Origin of the sequence: Pseudomonas aylmerensis (genome assembly GCF_001702265.1) — a bacterium.
GTDB classification, from domain to species: Bacteria; Pseudomonadota; Gammaproteobacteria; order Pseudomonadales; family Pseudomonadaceae; genus Aquipseudomonas; species Aquipseudomonas aylmerensis.
In genome coordinates this window covers 1-12,334 of the sequence record NZ_MAUE01000042.1, presented here as the reverse complement: position 1 = coordinate 12,334, position 12,334 = coordinate 1, and the positions used below count along the sequence as shown (strand labels likewise).

Genomic DNA, 12,334 nt, shown 5'->3' with positions numbered 1-12,334 from the left:
GATTTTGGTCAGACGCAAATAAGTGTGGGAGCTGCAGCGGGTGCAAGATTTTGGTCAGACGCAAATAAGTGTGGGAGCTGGCTTGCCTGCGAAGGCGGTGGGTCAGCCAGCTTAACCTTGACTGATACACCGCCATCGCAGCCAAGCCCGGCTCCCACACTTTGAATGCAGTGCAGGTGGAAAACCCGCTTAGTCCGCACTCACCACAATCGACACCCGCCGATTCTCCGTACGTCCCGCCGCCGTCGCGTTCGACGCCACTGGCTCGCTGCTGCCCAACCCGCGCAGCTGGATGTTCTCTTCCTTCATGCCCACACCGATCAGCACCGTGGCCACGCTCTTGGCGCGGCGCAAGGACAGTTGCTGGTTGTAGGTTTCCTTGCCCGAAGCGTCGGTATGGCCGTCGACGCGCACGCGCTCGATGCCCACGCCGAGCAGGGCCTTGCCGATACGCTGGACGATCTCGGTACTGGGCTGGTTGAGGGTTTCGACGTCGCTGCCAAACAACACCTTGCCGGACAGACCGAAAGCCCAACCCTCGTCGGTCAGCTCAAAGCCTTGTTGCTTGAGCACGGCGACCTGGGCCGGGGTCAAGCCTTTGGATGGGGCGGTCTGGCAACCGCTGAGAGCCAGCAGTGACACCAGCACGGTGATGAAGATAAAACGCGCGGTCGAAAACAAGGGATCAACTCCTGTGTTGAACATTGACGGCAGGGCTCTCCGACTCCGCCGTTTGCTGGCCGCCCTGGGCCTGCCGTTTGGCCTGGTACATCGCTGCATCGGCGGCATTGAGCAAGGTGCCGGGCGTGGCGCCATGATCGGGGTAGATGGCAATGCCGATACTGAGGGAGGTCAACACCTGGGTATTCCCGGGCACGGCAATCGGCACGTCCATGCTGGCGATAATCTTGTCGGCGATGCGCTGGGCGTCTTCCACTTTATGCAACGGCGCCAGCAGGATGGCGAACTCATCGCCACCCAGGCGCGCGACCAGGTCATCTTCGCGCAGTTGTGCCCGCACGCGTTCAGCGACGGCCACGAGGACGGCATCGCCTGCGGCATGGCCAAAGCTGTCATTGATTTCCTTGAAGCGGTCGCTGTCGAGGTAAAGCACCGCGACCTGCTCCTTGACCTTCGCCGCGCTGCGCAAGGCACGAATCAGCCGACCTTCGAAAAACGCCCGGTTGGGCAAGCCAGTGAGGCTGTCGTGGTTGGCCTGGTGGGCAAGGGTTTCGTTCTCGCTTTGCAGGTGGCTTTGCCAGGCTTCCATTTCACCGAGCAACGCATTGAAGTCGCTGCCCAGGCTGTCGAGTTCGGCGATCCGCGCGGGCGGCACGCGACGGTCGAAGTCGCGCTCGCTGCGGGCGGCATGGGCCACGGCTGCGAGGCGTTGCAGCGGCTCGGTAATGCCGCGCAACAGACGCCGCGCCAAGTGCAAGGCCACCCACGCACTGAGGGCGGTACAGATCAGGATCCCCGCCAGCCCACTCAGCAGGAAGCGCAACAGGCTGCCGCCATGGCCGGTGACATGAATGCTGCCGATGGTGCGCCCCTGGTGCAGGATCGGCTGGCTGATGGGCTGTTCGAGCAGGGTGTGCGCCAGCTCCAGTTCAAGCCGTGAGAGCATGCCGGTTTCCGGACGCGTCCACTGCGCCAGCAGCTTGCCGTTGACATCCAGCACTTCGGCCTGGGCCACCTCTTCGGTGGAGGCGATCAGGCTGAGGGCCTCGGTGGCCGCCGCGCTGTCGTTGAACACCACCGCCGCTTCTACGGTGTAGTTGATCGAGCGTGCGATCAAATGCAGGTTGTGCTCGGCGTACACGCGCAGCGCCAGCACGCCGAGCAGGGTCAGCGACACACTGGCCAGGCTCACCGCCACCAGCGCGAGGATCAGGTGCCCCCGGCCGATGACCGAGCGCAGCGTCGGTCGCACCTTATCGACCTTCATGGCGCAAGCGCTCGACGGCGGGACAATTGCAGCACGCTGGGGTGAATGCGCACGCCGCTGCGCGCCACGGAGTCGAGATTGACCTCGAACGACACCTGATCATCGCCGACCCGCAGGCAGAACAAGCTGCCGACCGTGCACTGGTCGCCGCCTTCGCTGATGCTCAGCACCGGGTGCCCGATCAACGAAGCGAACAGACGACTGCGCTCATCGCCGCTGAGCTTGCCGATGTAAACGGCGTCACAACTATTGACGATATCAGGGTGGTCGGCGAGCAGGCGCTGCACCACCACCGGGCGGCCGGTGGCTTGGGTGGTGCCCTTGACCAAGTCGTCGGTGTATTGGGTCGGCCCGACGATGCACAGGCGCAATTGCGCAGGCTCCACCGGCCAACGCGCGTAACTGAGGATACCCAGCACTACTTGGGTCACCGCCTGGGCCCGGGAGTCGGCGGGGCTGGACGCCTGGGCAAAGGCGCCGGGCGCGAGCAGGCACAGAACCGCCACCAGCAACAGGCGTCCCCAGCTCATACGGCGCTCTGTGGGCGAGACAGCCACGTTCATGCAGCGATTTCTCTCAGGTGTGTACAAAGTGATGCCGCAACGATAGCACAGCAACGGAAAACCCCGTGAAGCGAGGCTTTCGCGGGGGCCGCTATTTTTTCAGAAAAATCAGGCGACTGAATTAGAAATATCGCATGACCTGTCAGTCAGTTTTTTCCGTCTCCTGACCCAGTTCCAGCATCAACCCGCTCAAGCGCTTGACCTTGCGTCGTACCGCTTCTTCAAACACGCCGCCACGGGGTTCGATCAGGCTGAACCAGCGCTTGGCGCGGGTGATCCCGGTATAGATCAGCTCTTTAGTGAGCACCGGGTTCAATGCGTCCGGCAGGATCAGCGCCGTGTGGGTGAATTCCGAGCCTTGGGACTTGTGCACGGTCATGGCGTACACGGTTTCGACATCATTCAGACGGCTTGGCAGTACAAAACGCACACCGCCCTGGCCATCATTGCGCGGGAAGGCCACGCGCAATACCTGCGGCCCCCCGTCGCTTTCGGGCAGTTTGAGAGCGATGCCGATATCGCCGTTCATCAAGCCCAGGCCGTAATCGTTGCGAGTCATCAGCACCGGGCGGCCTTCGTACCATTGCTCGTCACCTTCGATCAGCCGCACCTTGCGCAAGGCCGCGGTGATGCGCAGGTTGAGGCCTTCCACCCCCCACGGTCCCTTGCGCACGGCACAAAGCAACTGGAAGGCGTCGAAGGCTTGCAACAGTTGTTGCGCCCAGTGGGTCCAGGCGGCGTCCTCGCGTGGAGTATCCAGGGACGGGCGCGCGCTGTGCAGCAGGTTGAGGTAATAGCGATAACCTTCGGCGCCATCGCCCTGCCCGTCCAGTACCAGCCGCTCCAGGGCGTGGTCGTGTTCGCCCTTGAGGCTGACGCAGAACAGGTCGCGATGGCTGCGCGCGGCCAGCAACTTGCGCGCTTCTTCGGCATTCTGCTGGTTGACCCAGCGCGCCAATTGTCCGATGCCACTGCCCTCGCCGAAACGCCGCGAGTAACGCAGCATCACCACCTGCTGGGCCAGCGGGTGGCTGCCATCGAGGTCTTCCTGCAGGCCGCTGGCATCGAGGTCTTCGCCGCTGACCGCTTGCAGCCACTGACGCGTCTCGGAGCTGTACCAACCGGCCTCGGCGTCGCGGCACAAATCGCCGAGTACGGCGCCCGCCTCCACCGACGCCAGTTGGTCCTTGTCCCCCAGCAGCACCAGCCGCGCATGGGGCGGCAAGGCGTCGAGCAGGTTGGCCATCATCTCCAGGTCGATCATCGACGCCTCGTCCACCACCAGCACATCCAACGGCAGTGGATTGCCCAGGTGATGACGGAAATGCCGAGTACCCGGGCGGCTGCCCAGCAGGCGGTGAACCGTGGTGACCTGGGTCGGGATTTTTTCCCGCACGCTTTCGGGCACTTTCAGCGACAGTACTTGCTGGCTGATGGACTCGGTAAGCCGTGCGGCGGCTTTACCGGTGGGTGCGGCCAGGCGGATGCGCAACGGTGTGCCGACTTCCACCGCAGGCGCCTGCAACAACGCGAGCAGGCGCACCACGGTGGTGGTCTTGCCGGTACCGGGACCACCGGTGACGATGCTGAATGCCCCGCGAGTCGCCAGGGCGCAGGCGAGTTTTTGCCAGTCGATCACACCCTCGGGCGCGGGCTGGTCGAACAAGCCATTCAAACGCTGGGGCAAATCGGCAGCGACGCTTTCCTGGGTGGCGAGGCGCTGGCGCAGTGCCGTGTCGATACGCCGTTCATAGGTCCAGTAGCGGCGCAAATACAGGCGCTTGCCGGACAGTACTAACGGGCGGCTTTGGGCTGATTCACTGCCATCGACGGCCAACGCGACCAGGCCGCTGGCAGCCAGGGCATGGCACCAATGGGCGCCGTCCAGACCTTCGAGCAACTGCGACGGCAGCAGCATGGCGGTGGTCTGCAGATCGCCTTCGGGCGGCAAGGACAAGGCGAAGTCCGGCGCTTTCAGGGTCTCGAACAGGTCCAGGCAGACATGGCCGTGGCCCAATTGGTGGCTGGTCAGCGCGGCCGCCAGCAGCACCAGGGGGTCGGCCTGCGGGTCGAGTTCATGCAGGAAGCCGACGAAGGCTTTGTCGAGGGCGCGCAACCAGCCACGCGCCACCCAACGTTCCAAGAGTTGCAGCAGGTCGGCGGCGCGGCTGAGGGGCGCCAGTTCCTCCAACGGCAATGGCGACAGGCTCATAACAACACTCCTTGTTCCCAGGCGGGCTCAACCTTGGGCGGGATGGGCTTGCCCTGGAACAACAGATCCAGGCCTTCGATCAATTCACGCGGTGGCCGAGTGAAATACGCGCCCTGGCTGGCGGCCTGCGTACCGCGCAGGAACAGGTAGAGGGCGCCGCCGACATGGCGGTCGTAGTCGTAGTCCGGCAGGCGCGCCTTGAGCTGGCGATGCAGGGCCAGCAGGTAAAGTACGTATTGCAGGTCGTACCGATGCTCGAGGATCGACTGTTCCATGGCGGCTTGGGTGTAGGCCGAATCGTCAGGACCGAGCCAGTTGGATTTGTAGTCAGCCACGTAATAGCGACCATCGTGTTCGAAAGTCAGGTCGATAAACCCCTTGAACATACCGTTGAGCAACACCGGTTCGGCGGCGACGCGAGACACGCCGTTGTGGGTGTACTGGCACACCAGCTTGTCGAGGGCGAGTACATCGACCTTGTGGCTGGCGAACCAGAACTCCATTTCGATCTGGTAGTGCTGCAAGCCACTGAGGCTGACCTGGCCGTTATCCACGGGCAACGGGGTTTGCAGCAAGTGACCGAGCCAGTCGCTGAGGGTGACGATCCAGCCCTCCCAGTTGCGCCGATTGCAACGCGCGCCCACGGCTTTTTCGATCGCCTCGGGCGTTACGTTGAAACCATCTTCGCCGGCCCACTCCAACAGGCCATGGAGGAAGGTGCCTGGGTTCGGGCCACGTGGGAAACGGTGAATATCACCGCCGGATGCCGCCACTTCGCGCGGTGCGTCGGGGTCGAGGCGCTCGTCATCAAACAGCTTCTGGGCTTGTGGGCTTTCCGGCGCTTCGAGGCTGGCGGCGCTCATGCTGTCGCCAATACGCAAGGCGCTGTAGGAAGCGATCCACCAGTTTTCCGCGGCCTTGCGTTTGGGCAGCAACGGCGCAAGCAGCGTGGCTTCGTTACGCGGCGGGTGGAACAGGATGGCTTGAGCTTCGGGCACGTGGGCGTAGTGAATCGCGGGGCAGCCTTCCTGCAGGTCCAGCAACCAGCGCGCCAGGCCGGCAGATTCGCCCAGCAACGAACCCGCGCCGAGCAAATAGCCCAGCGCCGACAAGTGCAGCACCGAACTGCTGCTGTTGCCACGCTTGAGGTCGGCGACACCCAGCCAGCAGGCGTGTTTGGCGCGGGTCAAGGCGACGTAGAACAAACGCAGGTCTTCGGCCAGGCGCTCGTCGTCAGCCAGGGCAATCAACTCGGCGGTCGGCCGCAGGCTCACGTGGGATTTACCCTGCTCGTCGTGGTAGTGAAGCGGCAAGCGGCTGCCGTCCACGGGCTTGGCCGAGCAGATGAAGGGCAGGAAAACCAGGTCGTACTCCAGCCCCTTGGACTTATGGATGGTCACGACCTTGACCAGTTGTTCATCACTTTCCAGGCGCAGGATCTGTTCTTCGCCGGCCTGTCCCGACAAGGCGAGGTGTTCGGCCAGATGGCGAATCAGCGCCTGTTCGCCATCCAGTTCCGCAGCGGCTTGTTGCAACAATTCGCTGAGGTGCAGCAGGTTGGTCAGCACCCGCTCGCCGTCGCTGCGAGCGATCAGGGTTTGCGGCAGTTTGAAATCGTGCAGCAGGCGACGCAGCATCGGCAGCACGCCCTGGGTGCGCCAGATGGCGCGGTAACCACGGAACTGCATGACACGGGATTCCCACGCCAGCTCGTCCTGATTCAGACGCTCCAACTCCGGCAGCGATAGGTTCAAGGTGACACACGCCAAGGCAGCTCGCAGCGGGCGCTCGACGTCCGGCTCGGCACAGGCCTTGAGCCAGGCCAGCAGGTCATGGGCTTCCTGGGCGGCGAACACTGAGTCCTTGTCCGAGAGGTAAACACTGCGCACGCCCCGGGCGGCCAGCTCGGCGCGCACGGCTTGGGCTTCCTTGCCATCGCGCACCAGGATGGCGATGTCTGACGGCAGCACGCCTTTAAAACCCGCCTCCGGATGTAGGAAACCGGCTGTGCCTTGCTGACCGCCATTGAGCAGTTCAACAATCTGCGTGGCGCAGGCCGCGGCCAGTTGCTGGCGGTACACCGCGTTGGAAACCGGCTGATCGGTGGGCAGGTGCCAGAGGTTCATCGCTGGCACTGCTTGGCCGTCGATCTGCAATTGCTCCTTGCGGCCTTGGGACAGCACCGAGTGGAACGGTACCGGGTTCTGGCCGTCCGGCTCGCGGAACAGGAAGGCGCCACGGCCAGTTTCCGCACGTTGAAACACGTGGTTCACCGCCTCGACCATCGCGTGGCTGGAGCGGAAGTTGGTGCCCAGGGTGTGATGGCGGCCGGTGGTGGATTGGCGCGCACGCAAGTAGGTGTAGATGTCGGCACCACGAAAGGCATAGATCGCCTGCTTGGGGTCGCCGATCAGGAACAAGCCGCTGTCGAGGTGGTTTTCTTCGATGCGGTAGATACTGTCGAAGATGCTGTATTGCACCGGATCGGTGTCCTGGAATTCGTCGATCAGCGCCACCGGGAACTGCTCGCGGATCACACTGGCCAGGCGCTCGCCACCGTCGGCCTGGAGGGCGGCGTTGAGACGAATCAGCATGTCGTCGAAGCCCATTTCGGCGCGACGGCGTTTTTCTTCTTCGAAGCGTTTACCCACCCAACCGGCAGCATGCTGCAACACCGCCGCGTCAGGCGTTGGCAGTGCGTCGAGCTCAGCTTTGAGGCCAGCCATGGCGTCGATACCGGGGTGCTGCGGCGGGGCGCCCTTCCAGGCTTCGGCCATGCCGTCGGGCGTCAGGCGGCTGAAGCCAGTGCCGATGTCCAGTTGCTCAAGGGTTTCGTCAGCGGCCCAGGCGCTGATCTTTTCGAACCAGGGTTCGAAGTAACGCGCCTGCATCTTGCGGCCGTCGACGGCTTTGGCGGCCACGGCCTGCAGGCAGATGTCACGCAGCTCGGCGGCCCATTGCTGCCAGGGCGCCTTGAGGTGTAACAGCGCTGCTCGACGCTCCTGAAGGCAGGCGTTGATCAACTCGGCAGGTTCACGGGCTTCATCCGTGGGTCGTTCACTGCCGAACAAGGCGCGTACCCGTGGCATCAAGGCAGCAGGGCCGCCCCAGTTGTTGCGCACCCAATTGAGCGCGTCGTCATGCATCGGGTAACAGAACAACCGCCAGTAATCGCGCAAGACTTCGCCAAGCAGATCACTGTGGTCAGTTTCCAGGGTTTGAGTGAACAGGCTGCCGCTGTCGAACGCGTGCTCGCGCAGCATGCGCTGGCACCAACTGTGGATGGTCGAAACAGCAGCTTCGTCCATCCACTGGGCGGCGATGTCTAGGCGATTGGCGCAGGCGGGCCACTGCTCAGGCGGGTATTGATCACGCAGCTCGGCAATCAGGGCATCAGGTTGCGGTATTTCATCGCGAAAGAAACGTGCCGCTTCTGCCAGGCGGATGCGAATGCGTTCGCGCAACTCCTTGGTGGCAGCGTCGGTGAAGGTCACTACCAGAATTTGTGGGGGCAGCAGTTCGCGGCCAAAACCGCATTCATCACCACCGTGGCCGAGGACCAGGCGCAAGTACAGCGCGGAAATAGTGAAAGTCTTGCCGGTGCCGGCGCTGGCTTCGATCAGTTGGCTGCCTTGCAGCGGGAAGGCCAGGGCCAAGGGTTTGCTGCTCATGCGCCGGCCTCCTCGCGGGTGAGAGATCGCCATGCGGCGTTAATCAGTGGGCGGTACAAGGTTTCACACCAACCTTCGAACTCTTCACTGGCGACCAGCGCGGCGTAATCGGGGAATTGTCGCGTGAGTGCCGGGGTTTCACGGCGTTCGCCATCAGTGGTCATGCCATCCCCTTCATAGGCCTTGCTGGCAGCGGCCTGGGCCTTGACCGGATCGGTCTGGCCAAGCCAGGCGAACGCGGTTTTAACCGCCACGGGCAAAGGCTTGCTCATGCCGTGGTGCCAGGCCAAAAGCAGGTTGGCGAGGATCTCCCGGGCAGTGGTCGGATCCAATGGGGCCAGCAACAAGGTGTCGTCGCTGGCCACCAACCCTGTACTCAACGGCAGGCCGCAGGCGCAGGCAACCACGTGATTGACCCAGGGCCGAATCAGGCGGTGCCATTTGCGCGTCTTGATCGAGCCAATGCTGTTGGGGATGGTGGTCACGCTCAGCAGGCCGCCATCACTGCGTCGATGCAGGCCGCTGATCCAGCCTTCCAGCTGGATACCTTGATGCTCAAAACTGATCGGTTCGGCGGTAGTGTGGGGCTGCGGCCAGAGCGCCAGAAGCTGCTGATAGCGCTGCAGCAGGTCGGGCAATGGCTCAATCAGCTCGTTGCGCAGGCACTCGCCGAAACCGACCATTGGCAGCAGGCCACTGCCTTGCAAGCGCAGGGCTTGGGCATTCAGGGCCTGGTCGAGGTGATCGGGATGGCTCAGCGCCGCACTCAAGAGACTGTCGCTCAGGCTGTAGCGTTGTAATGCATCGAGGACGAAGGGCTCTTCATCCGCCAACGGCACCTCAGCGGCTTCAAAGAACACCTTCAGACGTTGACTGAAGAAATGTTTGACCGGGTTGCGCAGGAAGTCCTGCAGCTGGCCGAGACTCAAGGGTTCTTCTTGCTGGTGCGGCGCCAGTTCGTCCTCTACGGCAATGGCCTCGACTGCGGCGTGCAGCAACTGCCATTCACGCGCATAGCTGAACAATGCATCGCCTTCATGGAAGTAGCGGGCGCTGAAAGGTTGGAGCGGATGCTCCTGGGTCATCGCTTCGAGCAACGGCTCTTGTGTGTGTGCGTTATGCCAGCCGCTGGCGAGATGATCGCGCAATTGGCCGATCAGCACCGAGGCCGGGCGATCACTGTTGTCACGGATGCTGCGGCCGACCCAACTGATGTAGAGCTGGTCCCGGGCAGACAGCAGCGCCTCCAGCAGCAGGTAACGGTCATCTTCACGGCGTGAACGGTCGCCGGGGCGGTAGTCGCTGCCCATCAGGTCGAAATCCAGCGGCGGTTGCGCACGCGGGTAATCGCCGTCGTTCATGCCAAGCAGGCAGACCAACTTGAACGGAATCGCGCGCATGGGCATCAGGGTGCAAAAATTGACAGCTCCGGCGAGGAAGCGTTGGGACAAACGGCCCTCATCCAGACCGGCCAACCAGGCCTCACGCACTACGGTCAGGGGTAACTCGTCATACAGGCCGACCGACTCGCAGGTTTCCAGCCAGGTTTCTCGCAGTTGTTCGAGTTGGCCCAGCAGGAAGTCATCGTGTTCGCTGCTGGGCAGGAAGAACAACTGCATCAAGCGTTGCAGGCGTTCGCCCCATTCGTGTGGGGCGGCCGGTTGCGACAGTGCTTGATGCGCGTCATTAAGCGCATCGAGCAGAGCGACCAAAGGACCGATCAGCGCGGCGTCGAGGCCACCAATCTCATCGTAAGGCTCAATACCGTCGCAGGCGAGACCCGTGCCGACGGCATAGCCCAGCAACATGCGGCGCAGGCCGAATCGCCAACTGTTTTGCTCCAGCTCATTGGGCAGGCCGAGGCCAGCACGTTGCTCGGCATTGAGACCCCAGCGGATACCGGCACCCTCGATCCAGCGATGCAGTGTGGGCAGGTCGCGCTCCTTGATGGCGAAGCGTTCGCGCAGCGCGGGAACGTCCAGCAGGTCAAGGATTTCGCTGACCGGAAAGCGGCTGTCGGGTAGCTTCAGCAGGTGCTCGACGGCGATCAGCAGCGGATCGCGGCCACGTTGGCCCTGGTCAGTGAGGGTAAAGGGAATGAAGCGTGGATCAGTTCGCTCCAACTGGCCGAATACGGCACGGATGTGCGGCGCGTAGCTGTCGACGTCGGGAACCATGACGATGATGTCACGCGGGCGCAGCGCAGGGTCCGCGCTGAAGCGTTGGAGCAGTTGGTCGTGGAGGATTTCGACCTCACGCTGGGCACTGTGGGCGACATGAAAGCGTATTGAAGTATCACGCTGCAGGTCGACAGCCGGCCATAGCTCACGGGTTTCGTTGAGCGGGCGCAGTTCGAGGATGTCGTCCTGGAGCTGGTTGAGCAAGGTGCTGGGTTCGCTCTCGCTGAACAGGTCGATGCGGCCGTCACGGAAGGCCGCGCGGTAGCTATTGGGGTCGTCGTAACTGTCCAGCAGGCTGATGTAGTCACGCCCTTGTTTACCCCAGGCCGCCAGCAGCGGATGGGCGTGCTGGTGAAGGGTCTGTGGATCGATGGTGACGGGCATGCCGGCTTTACGCGCCTGGCGTTTGTATTCGTTACGTAGCAGGTCTTTGTCGGCAACGATGTCGGACCAATGGTGGCGACATGGATTGTGCACGCATAACAACACTTGGCTGAACCGCGCCAGGCCGGCGAGCGCTTCCAGAGCTTGGGCGGGCAACGAGGAAATACCGAAGACAATCACTCGGGAGGGCAAGCCTGATGGGGCTTTCTCAAGGGTATTGATGCGTTCGATAAAGCGCTGGTGTACACCGGCACGGCTTTGGGCCATGCCCTCCTCGCCTACATCCAGCAACAGCGCGCGCCATAACTCAGCTTGCCAGCAGTTGGCTGGGTCCAAGGGTTTGGTTTCACCGCGGCCGGTACGCAACTGATGGCGACCGGCAGCCCAATCTTCCAGCCAGTCGGCACGATAGACCTGGTATTGGTCGAAGAGATCGGCCAGGCGCTCAGCGAGTTGGTAGCGTTTGCGCAGATCGGCGTCGTGAGTGAGGAAACGCTGCAGAGGTTCGAAATGCGGTTGATCGATCAACTCCGGGAGCAGGCGCATCAGGCGCCATGTCAGCGGGGCTTTATCGAGCAGGGATTTTGGCGGGATTTCGTCACGGCCCAGGACCATGCGGTAGAGCTGCCACATGAAACTGCCGGGGAGTTGCACATCGATGGCAGCCGCGATTCCACAGCCGCCCATATCGTCCTCTTCCGGGTCTTCGGCCAAGGCCAACTTGAGCCACTGAGCAATGCCGTTGCTTTGGACCAGGGCGATTTCGTTTTCCAGGGGCGCAAGCGGATATCGACGCATCCAGCTGACAACCAGGCTGCGCAGTTCATCCAGGCGGTTGCCGTGAACCACCATGAATCCAGCGCTGAGGGACGTCGCATCCGGCATAACGGCTTCCTTGGGAAAAGCAAAATCGAGGGAGCGACTTTAGCATTGAAGGCGGTATTGGCGGTCTTGGGATGCAGGATATGGGGAGATTTTGGCTGTCGCGACAGTATCAGGCTCGGGACGCTACGGTTAACGCGCATCGCGTGTATCAAATAGAACAGCGGAGGATTAGCACTACGCGACGGCATCTGCGCATTTTCGACCGCCCAAAACAAAACCCCTGTCTGCGTTAGCAAACAGGGGTTCTGGAATTTAATCTTGACGATGACCTACTCTCACATGGGGAAACCCCACACTACCATCGGCGATGCATCGTTTCACTGCTGAGTTCGGGATGGGATCAGGTGGTTCCAATGCTCTATGGTCGTCAAGAAATTCGGGTACTGAGTCGTGACCATGTGGCCTCGCTTCAGCAAATTGGGTATGTGATAGCTTTCGGTGTTTTGTGAGCGTCGAACTTTCGGTTCATTTCGTCTTCACACACCGCAATC

Annotated in this window: 6 protein-coding genes and 1 rRNA gene; all 7 read right to left on the bottom strand. The window is 62.3% G+C overall.

Features of this window, described 5'->3' with window-relative positions; genetic code table 11:
* Nucleotides 1-189 precede the first annotated feature (189 nt).
* Entirely contained in the window at nucleotides 190-681 is a 492-nt protein-coding gene (locus BBG20_RS25535) for an OmpA family protein (RefSeq protein ID WP_065908404.1), read from the bottom strand.
* A gap of 4 nt (nucleotides 682-685) precedes the next feature.
* Complete coding sequence (locus tag BBG20_RS25530) at nucleotides 686-1,948, bottom strand: diguanylate cyclase domain-containing protein (RefSeq protein WP_065908403.1); 1,263 nt, start codon at nucleotides 1,946-1,948, stop codon at nucleotides 686-688.
* Nucleotides 1,945-2,511 (bottom strand): YfiR family protein, encoded by a 567-nt coding sequence (locus tag BBG20_RS25525; protein ID WP_065908401.1) that lies wholly within the window; start codon nucleotides 2,509-2,511, stop codon nucleotides 1,945-1,947. The genes BBG20_RS25530 and BBG20_RS25525 overlap by 4 nt, the downstream gene beginning before the upstream one ends.
* Before the next feature lie 142 nt (nucleotides 2,512-2,653).
* The gene (gene recD / locus BBG20_RS25520) at nucleotides 2,654-4,723 is read right to left on the bottom strand and encodes an exodeoxyribonuclease V subunit alpha (RefSeq protein WP_065908399.1); all 2,070 of its coding nucleotides are present in this window, start codon (nucleotides 4,721-4,723) and stop codon (nucleotides 2,654-2,656) included.
* Nucleotides 4,720-8,394 carry an exodeoxyribonuclease V subunit beta gene (recB, locus tag BBG20_RS25515; protein WP_065908397.1) on the bottom strand — a complete coding sequence of 1,225 codons (3,675 nt, stop codon included), beginning with the start codon at nucleotides 8,392-8,394 and terminating at the stop codon, nucleotides 4,720-4,722. The genes recD and recB overlap by 4 nt, the downstream gene beginning before the upstream one ends.
* Entirely contained in the window at nucleotides 8,391-11,843 is a 3,453-nt protein-coding gene (gene recC, locus BBG20_RS25510; protein WP_065908395.1) for an exodeoxyribonuclease V subunit gamma, read from the bottom strand. Before recC ends, recB begins: the two co-directional genes overlap by 4 nt.
* A gap of 256 nt (nucleotides 11,844-12,099) precedes the next feature.
* Nucleotides 12,100-12,215: ribosomal RNA gene (rrf, locus tag BBG20_RS25505) — 5S ribosomal RNA — on the bottom strand.
* Between the last annotated feature and the right edge of the window lie 119 nt (nucleotides 12,216-12,334).